This is a genomic window from Marinitoga sp. 1155 (assembly GCF_001021175.1).
GTDB lineage: Bacteria > Thermotogota > Thermotogae > Petrotogales > Petrotogaceae > Marinitoga.
In genome coordinates, this window is sequence record NZ_AZAX01000006.1 from 1 (window position 1) to 16,695 (window position 16,695).

17 protein-coding genes and 4 tRNA genes are annotated in these 16,695 nt (G+C 27.8%); 2 read left to right on the forward strand and 19 right to left on the reverse strand.

Annotated elements, in window-relative coordinates:
- Both X274_RS03140 and X274_RS03145 read right to left on the reverse strand, forming a co-directional pair.
- The coding region (locus tag X274_RS03140; protein WP_047265360.1) for an AAA family ATPase at positions 1–649 on the reverse strand (649 nt) is incomplete at its 3' end.
- 408 nt (positions 650–1,057) lie between these two features.
- Positions 1,058–2,206: a CD0519/CD1768 family membrane protein gene (locus X274_RS03145; RefSeq protein ID WP_047265361.1), complete on the reverse strand. Its 1,149-nt coding sequence runs from the start codon at positions 2,204–2,206 to the stop codon at positions 1,058–1,060.
- Between the two features lie 209 nt (positions 2,207–2,415).
- Here X274_RS03145 and X274_RS03150 point away from each other — a divergent pair.
- A tRNA-Ser gene (locus tag X274_RS03150) sits at positions 2,416–2,506 on the forward strand.
- Between the two features lie 46 nt (positions 2,507–2,552).
- Positions 2,553–4,583 (forward strand): alpha-amylase family glycosyl hydrolase, encoded by a 2,031-nt coding sequence (locus X274_RS03155; RefSeq protein ID WP_047265362.1) that lies wholly within the window; start codon positions 2,553–2,555, stop codon positions 4,581–4,583.
- 38 nt (positions 4,584–4,621) lie between these two features.
- Here X274_RS03155 and X274_RS03160 read toward each other — a convergent pair whose 3' ends face one another.
- From X274_RS03160 to X274_RS03240, 17 genes are all read right to left on the reverse strand, one after another.
- Complete coding sequence (locus X274_RS03160; protein WP_047265363.1) at positions 4,622–5,749, reverse strand: hypothetical protein; 1,128 nt, start codon at positions 5,747–5,749, stop codon at positions 4,622–4,624.
- A gap of 15 nt (positions 5,750–5,764) precedes the next feature.
- Positions 5,765–6,352, reverse strand: coding sequence for a CPBP family glutamic-type intramembrane protease (locus tag X274_RS03165; protein WP_047265364.1), 588 nt, complete (start codon positions 6,350–6,352; stop codon positions 5,765–5,767).
- 129 nt (positions 6,353–6,481) lie between these two features.
- The gene (locus X274_RS03170) at positions 6,482–6,700 is read right to left on the reverse strand and encodes a hypothetical protein (protein WP_047265365.1); all 219 of its coding nucleotides are present in this window, start codon (positions 6,698–6,700) and stop codon (positions 6,482–6,484) included.
- A gap of 430 nt (positions 6,701–7,130) precedes the next feature.
- A tRNA-Phe gene (locus X274_RS03175) sits at positions 7,131–7,206 on the reverse strand.
- Between the two features lie 10 nt (positions 7,207–7,216).
- A tRNA-Val gene (locus tag X274_RS03180) sits at positions 7,217–7,292 on the reverse strand.
- Positions 7,293–7,304: 12 nt separating this feature from the next.
- Positions 7,305–7,380, reverse strand: a tRNA-Glu gene (locus X274_RS03185).
- An 84-nt stretch (positions 7,381–7,464) separates the two neighbouring features.
- Entirely contained in the window at positions 7,465–8,070 is a 606-nt protein-coding gene (gene rdgB / locus X274_RS03190) for an RdgB/HAM1 family non-canonical purine NTP pyrophosphatase (RefSeq protein WP_047265366.1), read from the reverse strand.
- Positions 8,067–8,726, reverse strand: coding sequence for a ribulose-phosphate 3-epimerase (gene rpe, locus X274_RS03195; protein ID WP_084822616.1), 660 nt, complete (start codon positions 8,724–8,726; stop codon positions 8,067–8,069). The genes rdgB and rpe overlap by 4 nt, the downstream gene beginning before the upstream one ends.
- Positions 8,717–9,616, reverse strand: a complete 900-nt coding sequence (rsgA, locus tag X274_RS03200) for a ribosome small subunit-dependent GTPase A (protein WP_047265367.1) — start codon at positions 9,614–9,616, stop codon at positions 8,717–8,719. Before rsgA ends, rpe begins: the two co-directional genes overlap by 10 nt.
- Positions 9,613–10,077, reverse strand: a complete 465-nt coding sequence (locus tag X274_RS03205; protein WP_197073315.1) for a PASTA domain-containing protein — start codon at positions 10,075–10,077, stop codon at positions 9,613–9,615. The genes rsgA and X274_RS03205 overlap by 4 nt, the downstream gene beginning before the upstream one ends.
- A gap of 50 nt (positions 10,078–10,127) precedes the next feature.
- Positions 10,128–11,168 (reverse strand): 23S rRNA (adenine(2503)-C(2))-methyltransferase RlmN, encoded by a 1,041-nt coding sequence (rlmN, locus tag X274_RS03210; protein ID WP_047265369.1) that lies wholly within the window; start codon positions 11,166–11,168, stop codon positions 10,128–10,130.
- A gap of 43 nt (positions 11,169–11,211) precedes the next feature.
- Positions 11,212–11,907 (reverse strand): radical SAM protein, encoded by a 696-nt coding sequence (locus X274_RS03215; protein WP_231580373.1) that lies wholly within the window; start codon positions 11,905–11,907, stop codon positions 11,212–11,214.
- A gap of 100 nt (positions 11,908–12,007) precedes the next feature.
- Entirely contained in the window at positions 12,008–12,730 is a 723-nt protein-coding gene (rnc, locus tag X274_RS03220) for a ribonuclease III (RefSeq protein ID WP_047265371.1), read from the reverse strand.
- Positions 12,727–14,613 (reverse strand): transketolase, encoded by a 1,887-nt coding sequence (locus tag X274_RS03225; RefSeq protein WP_047265372.1) that lies wholly within the window; start codon positions 14,611–14,613, stop codon positions 12,727–12,729. Before X274_RS03225 ends, rnc begins: the two co-directional genes overlap by 4 nt.
- A 27-nt stretch (positions 14,614–14,640) precedes the next feature.
- A complete protein-coding gene (locus X274_RS03230; RefSeq protein ID WP_047265373.1) occupies positions 14,641–14,865 on the reverse strand; it encodes a DUF2905 domain-containing protein in 225 nt (74 codons plus the stop codon).
- A gap of 1 nt (position 14,866) precedes the next feature.
- Positions 14,867–15,700: a PSP1 domain-containing protein gene (locus X274_RS03235; RefSeq protein WP_156166121.1), complete on the reverse strand. Its 834-nt coding sequence runs from the start codon at positions 15,698–15,700 to the stop codon at positions 14,867–14,869.
- Complete coding sequence (locus X274_RS03240; RefSeq protein WP_175419763.1) at positions 15,697–16,617, reverse strand: hypothetical protein; 921 nt, start codon at positions 16,615–16,617, stop codon at positions 15,697–15,699. The genes X274_RS03235 and X274_RS03240 overlap by 4 nt, the downstream gene beginning before the upstream one ends.
- Between the last annotated feature and the right edge of the window lie 78 nt (positions 16,618–16,695).

Sequence of the window (16,695 nt, forward strand, 5' to 3'; positions counted from 1 at the left end):
TTATTGGACTTACTCCTGTCATGAATAATCTTTCTATTATTGTTTCTGTTCCTTTTTTTATTTCTTCATAGAATTTTCTTACAAATCCATGTTTTGTTACACTATCTTTGAATAAATCAAGATTAAAACTCAATAGTTCATTTGCAAAGTGATCGTATTCGTCTATTAGTAAATATATTGGGTTGTTTATTTCATTCTTTATTCCGTCAAGAAATGAACCAAGAATATCTGCTGGTTCTGTTAGTTCTTTTTCTATTTTTATTTTTAATTTATAATCATTTTTAAAATTATCAAGAGAACGTATAACTTTATTTTTAAAACTCTTTATTAATTTTTCTTTATTTTCTGTTTGTATTCCAGAAAAATTCATTTTTAAAATATAATAACTGTTTTTTAACGATGTTGGATTTTTTCCTATGTATAAGTCTTTAAATAATTTTTCAAATTTCTCTGCATAATTGACATCATAATACTTTGCAAGTGTATCTAAAAACAATGTTTTTCCAAATTTCCTTGGCCTTAAAAACACTATATTTTTTTCATTTAATGATTCTAATTTTTCTATATATTCTGTTCTATCTATGTAATAGTAGTTTTGCATTATTACTCTTTCAAAATTTTGTTCTCCGTATGGTATTTTTTTTCTCATGGGTCACCTCCGGTGTTACACGCTTACAGCTATATACACGCTGCCGCGGGCATAGGTTTAATTTTTTTTGATTTTTAAAAAATTAAAAAACGCTTAAATAATTACGGTGTAATTATTTAACCTACGGCGGGTTATAGGATTAAAAACTTTTGATTTTAATTAAAATTTTGAGCTGTCGCTCTTCTCCGGTGTTACACGCTTACAGCGGGTTATAGGATTAAAATAGATATTAATAAAAAACCTCTGAATAATTGCAAAGCAATTATTCACGCTACGGCGGGTAATAAGATTAAAAATTGGATTTTAATTAAAAAAACTTTTGAGCTGTCGCTCATCTCCACACTTTTATTATATCACAATAATAAAAGGTAGTTTTTTCATGAAAACAGTGGTATTTAAGAATAATTATTAAAAAATAAGAATATATAATAAATGGGTTATGAATCCTGCAATGATACCAGCAATTGTATGTGAAAGGATTGCTTTACTTGCAAGTTTTCTCGCTTTTAAAGAATCCATCATTGCTATATGCGTGGAAAGATACCCGCTCCAGGTCATTCCAATAGCGGTTAAAACAGCTATATCATTTGGATGTATGGAATTTGTTTCTATAAATTTTGGAATTAAAGCTAATGCTGCTCCAGTTGAGCCTAAAGAGGTTAATGGAAAAGCTATTAATTTAGGCGATTTGAATCCAAATAAAAAATTTAAAATAAAATCCAATTTTGATCCTATCCATTGCAAAATTGGGACACCTTCATATGGTAATCCCTGATATCCAATTAAAGGATCTTTAGGTCCATTGGTAAACATCATTACAATAGTACTTATTATCAATACTCCAGGTATTATTGATAATCCTAAATCTACACCTGTTTTACCACCTTCAAGTAAAGCATCTATTAGCCTTGATATTACACTTCCTTTTGTTGCATTCCAATATTCAACATCCTCTAAATGCTGAACATGTTTAAAATCTTTATAATATTTTTTTGTATAAATAGAAAAAATCCTTACACTAATAACACTACCAATTACAGCACCAAAATTACCTAATAATACAGGTAGAAAAAGATTTTCTCCCATATTAGATGATTGTGCAATCATAAATGTTGTTACAATTAAGCCCATACCAAAAGATGTCCCTAAATTACATAATAAAGGAATTTGCCACTTTTCAAAATATTTTGTAAATTGTTTATCCTGAGCTAGAGATAATATTGCAGGATTATCAGATAAATATGTGGTCAAAATTCCAAGTGCAGAAGCTCCCGGGAGATTATATAATGGTTTCATTAATTTGGAGAGTAATTTATTTAAAAGGAATACAACACCAAATTCTGATAACACATTACCAAATGCGCTCGTCAAAACTGCAACAGCCATTATAAAAAATACAGTATTTAACAATAAATCATGCGCTGTAGACATCAATGTTTTAAAAAAATTGCTTAATCCCATATAATTCATTACAGGAAAAAAGATCAGAGAAGATATAATTAAAAACAAAAATGGTTCTCTGAGTTTGTTTTTTAACACAATTTCTTTTTCTTCCATAATAAACCTCCCGGCATATTGAATTTTTAAAGTTGAATTTTCAAACAAAATATATTATAATAGATATGAAAAATTTTTCAAAGTTTAAATTTGACGATTTATGGTTTTTGAGCACAAATAATACTATTTTTTCATTGATAGAACAATAAATTTAATTAAAGCTTCAAATTTAAATAACTTATTTCTGTTAAAATATAATTACAATGAACGGAGGCGTGTTCCGAATTGGCTAAGGAGCCGGTCTCGAAAACCGGTGAGGGTTATACCCTCGTGTGGGTTCGAGTCCCACCGCCTCCGCCATTTTTTTATACATTATGGTTATATATTATGGCGGGAGGGTTTAGCAATGAAAAAATTAAAGGAATTATATGAATTTCTCATCGCAAAAGTCGAAAAGGGGAAAATAAACTATGCTATTCCGAAAAGATGGATGCCAGATGATTATGAAGGAAATATAAGATTGAAAGGAAGAACATTTGTTGTAAATCCATATGAATATTTTTCAAAAATAATAGAAAAAATACTAAACAACGCAGACGAAAATAATGATTATTCCAAACCTTTATCTTTTATAACAAAGGAAAAAACAACACAGTGGTTAAAAAAATCAATTATATATAGTGCTCATGTTAGAATGACCTCTGCTTACCAGCACGATATTAATTCTGCTTATTTTAAACCCGATGATGATCTTGGATATAGAGAAAGTGGCACCTTTCTAAAAATGATAGCTTTACTACCATATTTAAAACAATACAATGTTGATACAATTTATTTATTACCAATAACACAGTCCAGCAACAAATTTAAAAAAGGTGAAGTTGGTTCTCCTTATGCAGTAAAAAGTTTTCATCATGTTGAAAATGATTATCATGACCCATTGTTGACACGTTTTACTCCAGATGAAGAATTTTCTGCTTTCGTTGAAGCAGCACATATGTTGGGGATGAGAATAATATTAGATTTTATTCCGAGGACAGCCTCAAGAGACAATAATCTAATTTTGGAACATCCAGATTGGTTTTATTGGATTGATATAAAAGAATTATCTTCATACAAACCCCCGAAAATTGAGAATCTTGATTTTGAACAACCATCTGTAGAAAATCTTCCCATTTTATACTCTAATGCTGAGGTGAAAAAGCATTTGAAAAAGTTCAGATGGGCGCCTAACATCACAAACCCCGAAAAATGGGAAAATTTTGTAAAAGCTAATAAAAATAACCCTGATTTTCTGGAAGAAATTGTCAAAGAATTTAAAATTATTACTGTTCCTGGTTTTTCTGATTGGATAAATGATCCACAACCAACATGGGATGATGTAACTTTTTTGAGATTATATCTAAGCCATCCAAAAGAAGCTGAAAAATATCTGGAAAATCCTGAAAAACAACCACCATATATTTTATATGACGTTGTAAAATCAAGTAAATTCCCCGGAACACAAAAAAACGAGAAATTATGGGATATGATTTCCAATATTATGCCATATTTTCAGAAAAATTTCGGCATAGATGGCGCAAGACTCGACATGGGGCATGCATTACCTAAAGAATTAGAACATAGAATCATTTCAAATGCAAAAAATTATGACCCATCATTTGCAATTATCGCTGAAGAATTAGCTATGGACAATCATAAGAAAGCTAAACTAAGCGGCTATGATGCTATTTTAGGAAATACATGGTGGGCAGAACCTAGACATAAAGAAAGCTGGTTTATAAAAACTGTTAGAGATATTATGCCAAATTTAGAACTCCCATCATTTGCGACATCAGAAACTCCAGATTCTCCAAGAGCTGTAACAAGAGACGGTAAAGAATTATTTTCAAAATTATCAGCTGTTGTAAATACGTTTATGCCAAATGGAATTACCGTTATAAATTCAGGAAGTGAAATTTTTGAAAAACAACCTATGAATTTAGGGCTCGATTTTGAAAAACCAGAAGAGGAGAGATATAAGTATTTAAAACCTACAGATCCGTTTTATGGAAAATTAGCATTTTTTGATTATTATGCCCTTCATTGGGATGTGGACAAACATATGGTTAGATTATTAACCGCTCTTGGAAAGATAAAGAAAGAATATATTGATTTAATATCAAATATAAGCAATTATAGATATATTGAGCATATGGATAAAGTATTTTCAATTTTTTACTGGAATGGAAATAATGGCTTATTAATACCTGTTAATCTGAATTTTGATAAAGCAATATCTTTTGGTGTGGATTTAGGTTATCATACATGGCGAGGAAATCATAGAATTAGTTTATTACTGGAAAATTATAGAAAATGTGATTTTAAATGGGATGAAGGCGCATGGCTTAATGTGAATTTGAATCCTGGAGAAGCTAAGATATATCTTGTAGAATAAAACAAATGCCCTTATATAAGGGCATTTGTTTTATTAAATTATAAATTTAGCAATTTAGACATTAAACCATTATTTATTAAAATAATATTATTTTCATCAATAATGACAAAATTAAAATAACTATCACCAAACTCTTTTCTTTTAATAGTTTTATCTTTTGTGTCAAAGATAATAAAATTATTTCCAGATAAAATATATAATTTGTTTCCATATTTTTTTATTAAACTGCTATCACCATAAGCTTTTATTTTGTATCTTTTAACGTTCCCACTATTAATTGAAACTTCAAATAAATCGCCAAAATTTGTAGTAAAATATGAATTGTTAATATAATAAATAATATTCGAATTAATTTTCGGCTTATAATCTTTAAATTTATAATAATTTTCTAAATTTATAAATATTTCTGATTTATCTTTGGTATTTTGAATATAAAAAAAATTGTTTATGCTAAAAATAATTTTTTCGTTGTAATAAATAGGAAACCCATATTTTATGTATTTCGGATCTTTTATAATAAAAGCGGTTTTTATAGGAATTACCTTTTTCACATAAGGTAATTTTTCTTCATCATGAGATATGATAACTTTGATAATAGTATCTTTTGTTTTCTTGAAATAAAAATAATCGTTATTATTTAAAGGATATATTTTTAAGTATTCATAAGCTGATATATAAGTATCTAAATATAAAGAAAACTCATTTATTTGAATATATCCAGAATTTTCAATAATCATTTCACCTAATGATGGTAAATAATTTTTATCTTGATATAAAACTATAAATTTATTATCAGTTATTTTCCCTTTTAAAATTATAAACTTATAATCAAAACTTATTTTTTTTAGAACTTTACCTTTTAAATTTAACATATATAAATTAGAATTATTGGTTGTTAATATTAGTTTATCTTCTAAAGGTATAAAACTTAAAACGTTTGAATCAAAAATTTTTTCCCAATTTTTTTTAAAATTTTTTGAAAATGAATATAATTTATTATTTCTAAATCCTACATATATATTCCCTTTATTATCCTTAAACATATAAGATGAATTAATAAGATTTTTAAAAGAATACATTTTTTTTACAGATGTATTTTTTATTATATATATTGAGGGTATAAGTAAAATAAATATAAAAATAATTAAAAAAAGATTTTTCCTCATTGAAAATAGCCTCCTTCATTTTAACGAAAAAAGATTTACTATTATATGAATTCCTGATAATATATATATATCTTTTATATAAGTATAGAAAATCAATGTGAAAAATTGATATAAAAATGTAAATTCAAAAAGTTTAAAATTATATGGTATTTTAAAAGTTTGTATTGAATAGTGAGACAATGTAAAGGCTAATGATAAAGCTATATAAATTAATAAAATATTGTATTTTTTTTCTTTAAACGAATTAAAAAGATACGCTTTAAAAAAGTATTCTTCACTAACGCCACCAATAATCAAAGTAAAAAAAAGAGCTTTTCTAATGAAAAAATACTTTAAATAAAAATAAACTATAATTATTAAAAGAATAATATAAAATGGAATATAAAACTTTTTAAGTTTAAAAGTTTTTTTTATTTCATTTTTTATGGATGGTTTCTTTAAAAATGAAATTATTAATAACGATTCGATAACAAATATTATATAAAAACCGTTGCTAAAAAAGTTATAATAGGTATTTAGATCATATATTTTAGATAAATTTTTTATAAATATAGAACCTAAAATATATATAGTCATATTAATATAGTCAATAATATCTTTCATATTATCACCTTAAAAATAAAAATTTGCAATAAAATGCGTAGGGGAAAAAACTTTTTTATTTTTATTATAAAATAGTGGTAATAATAAAAATTCCTTATTATAAGATTCAAAGCTATTTAAAAATATGCTTCATCTATGTGTTAGTTTTAAAATATCAGCTGTTCCGCCGCCGCCCGTTCCTTGAATACCTTGTACAGTGCCCTGAATAGTTATAGTATTATTATAACGCTCCGAATAACTACCAGCATCAACTGTAGTAGATGTATTTCCATTCCCCAGAATTTTGTTATTATTTGCCGCATAATACGAACCATTTGCAGTGCCTGTAGATAAATATACAGCATTCATAAAATCCCCTCCTTGGATAAATTTGCATCATCCGGATGAATACATTATTATTATATACTTAAAAAGTAAAAAAAAAAAGTTATAGTTAATAATTAGTAAATTTTATAACATATTAATATTTTATTATATTTTAATTACTAAATGTTATAAAAAAATATCAATATATTATCTTTATATTAGAATTATTAAATTTATATTATAAATGTTTTATAAATAATTGGCAAAAAAACTTTGAGATGACTTGATTCATCAAACAACTACAAAAAAATAATTGTTTACCTGACAACAATAAAAGTAGCAAAAATATTAAAAAGAACAAAAAGCAGGAATATATATTGTATAAAGAAAGAATAAAAAAAGATGAAAAAATGGATAAAAAATAATTTAGTATAAAAAAACAAAAAAATCCCCGAAAAATCGGGGATTTTCGTGGTGGCCAGGGACAGAATCGAACTGTCGACACCTGGATTTTCAGTCCAGTGCTCTACCAACTGAGCTACCTGGCCGCTAATAAAATGGTGGGTGCTGCAGGGATCGAACCTACGACCTTCTGCTTGTAAGGCAGACGCTCTCCCAGCTGAGCTAAGCACCCACTCGTTTTTTCTGGCGCCCCCAACGGGATTTGAACCCGTGCCTTTGGCGTGAAAGGCCAATGTCCTAGGCCGCTAGACGATGGGGGCAATTCGGTTGAAATCTTTTTCATAACCGAAATATATAATATCAAAAAATTTTTAAAAAGTCAAGAAAACAAAAGGTTAAGTTCTTTAAGAAATGATTTCTAATTTTGGAATATTAAGCAATATAGAAAAAAGTTTTTGAAAGGCTCGCTTTCTATGACTGATTTTATTTTTTACTTCTTCACCTAATTGTCCAAAAGTTAAGGTTTCTCCTTCAGGAATGAAAATTGGATCATATCCAAAACCTTTTTTTCCCAGAATTGAATAAGCTATTTTACCTCTTACTTCACCTTCAACTGAGAACAAAATATTATTTTTAGGATCAAAATATGTTGCTACACAAACAAAACGCGCATTTCTTTTTTCAAAAGGTACATTTTCTAATTTCTTTAAAATATGTTTCATCTTTTCTTTATATGATTTGTTTTCCATAAATCTTGCAGAATATATTCCTGGAAAACCGTTTAATATTTCTATTTCCAATCCTGAATCATCCGATATAACCGGCGTTCTTAAAACATGAGCTGTTTCTATCGCTTTTTTTATAGAATTTTCAAGGAATGTTTTGCCATCTTCATTCACTTCAAAATTCTTCAGAATTTCAAACATTCCTTTAATTTCAAAATTTTTAGGTTTTATTTCATTAACTTCTTTTAATTTATGTTTATTATTAGTCGCAAGATAAATTATCATATTCCCATACCAACCTCTTTCAATCTTTTAGCTGCGTCTGATGGATTCACCTGATGAAATACACCAGCACCAACTACAAATTCTCTAACTCCTGAATTATAAAGCGCTCTAATATTTTTCAATCCAACGCCTCCATCTACTTCAATTACTGTATTCAACCCTTTTTCATCTATTAGCTTTTTTAATTTTTTTATTTTCATAAAGATTTCTGGTATAAACTTTTGCCCTGTGAATCCAGGATTTACACTCATAATTAATACTCTATCAACAAATGGGAGTATTTCTTCCAGGAGCAATACAGGGGTATGCGGATTTAATGATACTCCTGCATCGCACCCTAATTCTTTAATTTTTGTAATTGTTCTATGAAGGTGTGTAACTGCCTCATAATGAACTGTTATTCCATTTACTCCCATCTTAGCATAATCTTCTATATACCTATCTGGCTCTATAATCATCAAATGTGTATCAAGATATTTATCTGTAATTTTTCTCACATATTTTACTATTGGACTACCAAAAGAAATATTCGGTACAAATACTCCATCCATTATGTCTAAATGAATCCCATCAATATTATTTTCTACACTTTTTATATGTTCTCCTAATTTTGAAAAATCTGCGGCTAAAATTGAAGGATATATTTTCATTTCCATCTTTTCCTCCTTATTTTTTTATTATATTCTTCCACTTCATTATATATTTTTAAATAATTTTTATACCTCACTTCGGATATTTGGTTATTTTCCACAGCTTCTTTCACACCACAATGCGGCTCATTTATATGAACACAATCACTAAAACCACAATACATAGAATGTTCATGAAATTCTACAAAATATTCCTGTAATTTTTCAGGTTTAAAATCATATATTTCAAAAGCTGCGAACCCCGGAGTATCTGCAACAAATCCACCAAAATCAAATTTTAATAATTCTGTGTATGTAGTTGTATGCTTTCCACGCTGTAGTTTATCGGATATTCTACCCACTCGAAGTTTAAGACCGGGATTAATTGCATTTAATAAAGAAGATTTCCCTACTCCTGACATTCCAGCAAATGTTGATATTTTATTTTTTAAGTGTAATTTTATCTCTTCAATACCTATTTCTTTTTTTGCGCTTGCCAGTATTACAGGATATAACGGTGAATATATTTCTAAAAATTTATCAATTTCATCTTTAGTTAATAGATCTACTTTATTTAACACTATTATACAATTCAAATTATTTTTTTCTACCTGAATAAGAAATTTATCTATTATTAAATAATCTACTTTTGGGCTCTTTAAACAGGTTACTAAAACTGTTTGATCAACATTCGCAATTTTTGGTCTGTAAAGCATATTGCGTTTAGGAAGAATATTTTCTATTTTAGCTACACCATTTTCAAATGAATAATCCACATAATCACCAACTATTGGTGTAATCTTTTGTAATTTGAATTTTCCCCTTAGAAATGCTGTTATCTTTTCCCTTGTTTCTAAATCAAATAATTCCAACGTATTTGAATGAAAACGAGTCACTATGCCTCTGCGTATATTCACCTATTCACCTCCGAGGAAGATATTTTTAATAATATAGTATCGCCTTTATTTACATTCGTTCCCGGCTTTGGTTCAATATCTATAACTGTTTCTATTTTAGTATCAGAATTATATATTTTTATTATTTTATAATTTAATTTGTATGCTGTTAAAAACTGTTCTGCTACTTCCAGAGGAACACCTATCAGGTCTGGTACTTTAAGCGTTTCTATTTTTCCTAATTGTATAAACACGTGCCTTCCTTTTTTTACTCTGGATCCTGCTGATGGTTCAGTATATAATACTGTATCACCAATTCCCTGAATTATTGGAATTAATCCTGTTTCTTTTAGTGCCTTCATTGCCGTGTCTTTTTCTTCTCCTTTTACATCAGGGATGACAACATATGTATAATTATTGACAAAGATAAATATAATCAGGAGTAAAATTAAACCTCCTGTAATTGCCCCTAATATATACATAAAAAAATTGTATAAAAATTTTTTTATACGTTCTCTAATATACAAAAATTTCATTTCAAATTTATTCCTCTTTTTCTTAGTTTTAACTGCCCACATGCAGCATCAATATCTGTGCCCTTTTCAACCCTCAATGTGGCTTCTATGTTATATTCCTTCAATTTGCTTATAAAATTATTCAAAAATTTCTTTGAAGGTCTTTCAAATCCTGCTGGATTTGGGTTTATCGGTATTATATTAACCATTACTTTTAATCCTTTTAACAATTCTGCCAATTCTTCTGCATACTTTTCCTCATCATTTAATCCTTTTATTGCTATATATTCAATAGTCACTCTATTTTTTGTCTTTTCCTGATAAATTTTACAGGATTGTATTACTTCTTCTATTGGATATTTAGCATTAATTGGCATTATTTTATCTCTTATATAATTGTTTGGCGCATGTAACGATACAGAAAGCCTGGTATCTAATTCAAAATCTGCTAATTCTTCTATTTTATCAGCTATTCCAGCTGTTGAAATAGTTATTCTTCTTGCACCAAGATTTTTCATTTTTTTATTATTCCAGTTTCTAATGGCCTTTAATACATTATCATAATTTAATAACGGCTCTCCCATTCCCATTAGTACTATGTTATTAATATTTACGTTTTTTAATTTTTCTATAGCCAGAACTTGTGATACTATTTCTCCAGAACTTAAATTCCTTTCAAAGCCACTTGCTCCAGTTGAGCAAAATTTACATTTCAAAGCACAACCAACCTGTGTTGAAATACATGCGGAAGTTCTATTTGGATAGAATAATAAAACCGATTCTATTGTCTTTCCATCTTCTAATTTCCAGAGAAATTTTGTAGTTTTATCTTTTTTTGATTCCTGAATTTCAATTGGTTCAGGAATATATATGTAAAAATGTTTATCCAGAAGTTCTCTGTGAGATTTGGATAAATTTGTCATTTCAAAAAAATCAAAAATGTTTTTTTTGAATATCCAATCTAAAACCTGATCAACTCTAAATTTTTGTAAACCTATTTTTTTAAATTCTTCAATTAACTCGTCATAAGAAAAATCTAATATATTTTTTTTAACCATTTCAAAGCCCTCCTGATTTAAAACTCTCCTAATTTTACCTTCCTTAAAATACGCAACACTCATAACTCCAAGTTATTTCAAATTCTAATTTTTCTGCTAATTCTACAGTATGTTTTACAGGTTGAACAATTTTATCTGCAATAAAAAGTAATTTTTCCTGTAATTTTTTCCTATACATTCCTTTTGGATGCATACATCCAAGGGTCAATTTTACATTTTTCATAATACTTTTGGTTTCATAAAATACTTCAAATACTTCTTCTATTTGTGGGGGATTATTTTTTTCAAAATACGATCCTTTAGTAGGGATAAAAACTAGAAATATTATTTCATCTATTTTATAATTTTTTAGTCTTTTTAACACATCAATTTCATGTGTTAATTTTCCACCATTCAATCCTATAGTTATGTGCGGTTTTACATTGAATCCTAAATTTATTAAATCATCAAAAGTTCTCCACATTTCTTCAAACTTATCTATTCCATAAACATTTAACATTGTTTCTTTATTTCCAACTAAATCAAAAGATATTGCATCACTAATATCCTTAATCTGATTTAATTCATTATAATTCATAAAACCTGTATGTAAGTTATATTTGAATTTATATTTATCTTTATACTGTTTTAATTTTTCAACAAAATTATATACAGGAACCTTTATTTCTTCATTCATTCCTCCACTTAATAATAATGAACTCATATCAGATAATTTCTCAATATCATTTATTGTTGCCATGTTTTTTAGATAGTGCTTGTTACAGTGTTTACAATTAAGATAACAAAAACTTCTAGTTAACGATATAGATTTTGTATTTTGCATTTTAACAAAATGTATTTTATTTTCCATCCATATCACCACTAAAATTTTCACAGGCCTCTTTTGCTGCCAGCTGTTCTGCTATTTTTTTAGATTTTCCTATTCCTCGTCCATATCTTTTTCCATTTATTATAGCATCAATTATAAACGTTCTATTATGTGGAGGTCCTTCCTGCCTTACAAGTTTATATTCCGGTCTTATTTTTAAATCTTTTTGGGTTAACTCTTGAAGCCGCGTTTTATAATCTAAAAATAATTTCCCTTCTATTGATTGTTTAATAAAGTTTTTTAAATTTTTTATAGCAAATTCTCTGGCTGTTTCAAACCCTAAGGATAAATAAATGGCTCCTAATATAGCTTCAAATAGATCTGAAATTATTGAATGCTTTTCTCTTCCACCAAATTTTTCTTCATTTTTACTAAGTAAAATATACTCTCCTAATTTTAATCTCTTAGCAGTCTCAAATAATATTAATTCACTTCCAACAGTTGCACGGATTCTTGCCATATCTCCTTCATTTAGATTATAATTCTTAAACAAATGTTCAGCTATAATCAAATTTAATACAGAATCCCCCAAAAATTCGAGTCTTTCATTTGATTTTATAGGACGACCTTTTGAATTATAATCATTAGAATATGAAGAATGACAAAGAGCTTCGAAAAGAAGCTCTTCATCGATATTTTCAATATCAATAATTTTTTTAACTTTTTTTACAATTTTCTTTTCAAAATCATTCATTTATTGATTTTCTCCTTAATTTTTTCGTATAAGGAATCCTCATCTAATCCAAATATTTTAAATAAATTTTCATTATTGCCAGATGGAGAATAATTATCAATACCTAAATTTTCAACACTTAGAGGGGATAATCTGTTTTCAACCACAGATTTTGAAAATTCTACCATTAATCCGTTATATTTATTATGGTCTTCATAAATTATTATATGAGAGTTATCGATGTATTCAGATATTTTCGATGCATCAAATTCTAAAGGAGCAGATACATTTATAACTGATATATTTATACCTTCTTTTTTCAATTTATCAGCAACTTTAACTGCTTTATAAGCTACACTGCCATGAGTTAAAATTGTTAACTTTTCTCCTTTTCTTAATATATCCATCTTTCCATATTCAAATTCATAAGTTTCACCAAAATATGGATTACCATTTTCATCTAATATTACAGGTATTTTCGACCTGCCCATTGCAATTACAACATTCCCCAATGTTGATGCAGCATATCTAACTGCTCTATCTGTTTGGTTAGGATCTGCTGGTACTATTAATTTTGTATCAAAGAAACTCCTTACAATTCCAATATAATTGATTTCATGATGAGTCTTTCCATCTTCACCAATATCTATACCACAATGAGTTACTGCTGTTTTTAAGTTCGTATGATTTATGTCATTTAATCTCTGTTGGTTGAATGTTTCATCTAATCCGAAAACTCCAAAATCAGCAAAAAATGGTATAACACCACAAACGGACATTGCACCTGCAATTGTAGCTGCATTATGTTCCTGAATACCTATTTGAACATATGTTTCCGGACTAACTTTTTCAAATTTACCTAATTTTACTGAAGGTTTCAAATCACAATCTACTGCTACAATTTTTCCTTTATTAATCTTGGCTAAATCTGCTATTGCATTTCCAAAAGCTCCTCTATTATCTACTTTATCTTCTTTGGTATAGGTGATAGGTGTTCCTGCATCGGCTGTTATCACATAATCATCAAATTCTAATTTTTTCCTTAATAAAGGTAAGGTTTTTCTCATTTCTTTATATTTTTCTATATCATTTTCCACACCTAATTCCTTTAAAGCTTTATCTGCTTCAACATCATTTAGAGGTGCTCCATGATATTCATGCCTATTTTCCATAAAAGATACGCCTTTTCCTATAATAGTTTTGGCAATAATTACAGTAGGCCCTAATTTATAATTTTTAGCTTCTTCTATTGCATTAAATAATTGTTCAAAGTCATGTCCATCTACTTCTATAATATTCCATCCAGCAGATTCATATTCTTTAAAAAGATCAACATATAAAACATCTCTTGCTCTTCCAGAGATTTGTATATCATTATAATCTACCAATACAGTTAGATTATTTAAATTTTCTTTTTTAGCTGTTCTTCTTGCTTCGGCAATTTGACCTTTTGGTGCTTCACCATCACTGTGCAAAACAAAAACGTGATAATTATTTCCCGTTATTTTTGATGCTAATGCCATACCCACTCCAGCAGATAAACCTTGTCCTAAATTACCTGTAGTCCATTCAATTCCAGGAATTCCTCTTGTAATATGACCTTCAAATATAGAACCTGAATGTCTGAATCCTGCAATTACTTCATCTGGATTTAAAAAACCCAATCTTGATAATGCAGAATAAACGCCCGGTGAAGTATGTCCATGACTTATAACCACTCTATCTCTTTTATAATCGTATGGATTTTTTGGGTCTATATTTGCCAGATTAAAAACGCTCAAATACATGTCAATAGATGACATAGAACCTCCAGGATGTCCGGACTTTGCCACAGTTGTCATTTTTATAATGTCTCCTCTGCAAATTTTTGCTAACTCTTTTAATTCATTTAAAGATTTTTTCATCAATACTCCTCCTTTTATCGTTATAATCTATTTTATAAAAATTTTTATAATTAAGTATAAAAAATTTAATATAATACTTATTAATATTGCCGATGTTATTGGAAAATAAAAGATAAAACCTTCCTTTTTTATTATTATATCTCCCGGAAGATGCCCAAATTTAAAAGGTATTTTATTAGAAAAATAAAAAATAAAACCTAAAAATATCATTAAAATACCTGAAGATATTAATAATTTCCCAATATTTTGCATTTTAATCACCTAAAGGACATTTCTTTTTGAAATATTCGAAAGGTAATTTAACCATTACCGGTTGATTATTTTCAATTATTTGTAAAGTAACCTGCTTTAGAAATGCATTTACTGTAATTACTCTTGCGGGAACGTTTTCATATTCTATAGTCGTTCCTTCATTTGGAATACATTTTAATGTGGATTCATAAAAATCGTTTTCATATGCAAGACAGCACATTAATCGACCGCAACGACCTGAGATTTTAGCTGTGTTTATTAACATTTGTTGAGTCTTTGCCATTTCCATTTTTATTGAATCAAATTTTCTTAAAAACCTTGAACAACATGTCATCTGACCACATAGTCCGACTGCTCCTATCATTTTTACTTCATCTCTTATACCAATTTGCCTTAATTCAATTCTTGCCTTAAATTCTTTTGCTAAGTCTTTTACTAATTCTCTAAAATCAACTCTTGTATCAGAACCAAAATATACAATTATTTTTGACCTATCAAACATATATCGTGCAGATAAGATTCTCATAGGAAGTCCCAATTCTTTAGCTTTTATTTCTGTAATTTTTTTTGCTTTTTCTGCCAACTTTTTATTTTCTGAATATTTTTCTAAATCTTCATCATTTAACTTTCTTAGAATTGAGGTTACTTCATACCCAATTTCTTCAAAAGTCAGTTCTTTCGGTCCAGATACAACTCTTCCAACATCTAATCCCATCTCTGTGTTAACTAAAACCAGATCTTTTATTTTAATATCCTCCCCATTTCCTGCATAATATTGTATAGGAGATAATTTTGTAGTTTCCACACCATATACTAAAGCCTTTAAATTAATCATATTGAGTCCTCCTTATTTTTAAAAAAAGCCTGAATAAATCTTAAAAACATAGTTTGTATAGTTAAGTCAAAATTAAAATTTGAAATAGTACTTTTGGAAATATCTTCACACCATTTTATATTTTCATATATCTTTTTGAAGTCAAGATCGAAGTTGTATAGTCCAAAAAAATAAACCATATTTAATGAATAAAATTCTTTCCAATAATTGGTCAAAGAAAATATAAATGAATCATGGTATAATGCCAAAAATAATTTCGAGAAAAACTTTAGTGTTTTTAGCTTATCGTCTATTTTATTTTTATACGACAATATTTTATCAATTATATTTTGAATTTCTATTAAATTTAGTTTTTCAAATCTTTTTATTAATTCAAAAAAAGCTTCATATTTATAAATTCTATTTTCTATGTCATCTTTTTCATTCATAATATATTCTACAATATTATATGCGTCTAGATCCGGGAATGACTTTACTGTATTTAATATATTTTCTCTTTTTTGTGGATTTTCCAATATATAATTAGCACATTCAAAATCGTTTTTTATGGAATAAGATAAATTAACATAACATTCAGGACATACTCCTTTTATTTTATTCAAAAAATCTGGATTAGGTAATAATATTTTATATAATCTGCTTCTAATAGTAGGTAAAAGATTATACCATCGCATTGTGGTACTTACTATTATTGTAAAGTCAGGAGGTTCTTCAAGAATTTTTAGTGCTGAATTTGCAGCCTGTATATTCATTTTATCTATCTCATGAATAATTATCAATTTGTAATCTGAAAAATTTGGTTTATATAGCAAAAATTCCTGCATTTCTCTGATTTCAGAAATCTTGATATTCCCTCCTTCGGGAAAGATTTCAAAAATATCATTTATGCTCACAGTTTTTTTTATAGATTCAATCATATTATTTAAAACGAATTTATTTTGATTCACAAGACATACTGAGCTTCCTTTAAATTTAGAAATATTGCTAGCTATAAT

Bases quoted from the DNA above. Each gene is read 5' to 3' on its own strand.
- X274_RS03230 (WP_047265373.1), bottom strand. From the start codon at position 14,865: ATGCAAAATATTGGGAAATTATTAATATCTTCAGGTATTTTAATGATA.
- X274_RS03155 (WP_047265362.1), top strand. From the start codon at position 2,553: ATGAAAAAATTAAAGGAATTATATGAATTTCTCATCGCAAAAGTCGAA.
- X274_RS03165 (WP_047265364.1), bottom strand. From the start codon at position 6,352: ATGAAAGATATTATTGACTATATTAATATGACTATATATATTTTAGGT.
- rnc (WP_047265371.1), bottom strand. From the start codon at position 12,730: ATGAATGATTTTGAAAAGAAAATTGTAAAAAAAGTTAAAAAAATTATT.
- X274_RS03225 (WP_047265372.1), bottom strand. From the start codon at position 14,613: ATGAAAAAATCTTTAAATGAATTAAAAGAGTTAGCAAAAATTTGCAGA.
- rpe (WP_084822616.1), bottom strand. From the start codon at position 8,726: ATGGAAATGAAAATATATCCTTCAATTTTAGCCGCAGATTTTTCAAAA.
- rlmN (WP_047265369.1), bottom strand. From the start codon at position 11,168: ATGGTTAAAAAAAATATATTAGATTTTTCTTATGACGAGTTAATTGAA.
- X274_RS03170 (WP_047265365.1), bottom strand. From the start codon at position 6,700: ATGAATGCTGTATATTTATCTACAGGCACTGCAAATGGTTCGTATTAT.
- X274_RS03160 (WP_047265363.1), bottom strand. From the start codon at position 5,749: ATGAGGAAAAATCTTTTTTTAATTATTTTTATATTTATTTTACTTATA.
- rdgB (WP_047265366.1), bottom strand. From the start codon at position 8,070: ATGATAATTTATCTTGCGACTAATAATAAACATAAATTAAAAGAAGTT.
- X274_RS03215 (WP_231580373.1), bottom strand. From the start codon at position 11,907: ATGGCAACAATAAATGATATTGAGAAATTATCTGATATGAGTTCATTA.
- X274_RS03240 (WP_175419763.1), bottom strand. From the start codon at position 16,617: ATGATTGAATCTATAAAAAAAACTGTGAGCATAAATGATATTTTTGAA.
- X274_RS03205 (WP_197073315.1), bottom strand. From the start codon at position 10,077: ATGTATATATTAGGGGCAATTACAGGAGGTTTAATTTTACTCCTGATT.
- X274_RS03235 (WP_156166121.1), bottom strand. From the start codon at position 15,700: ATGATTAATTTAAAGGCTTTAGTATATGGTGTGGAAACTACAAAATTA.
- X274_RS03145 (WP_047265361.1), bottom strand. From the start codon at position 2,206: ATGGAAGAAAAAGAAATTGTGTTAAAAAACAAACTCAGAGAACCATTT.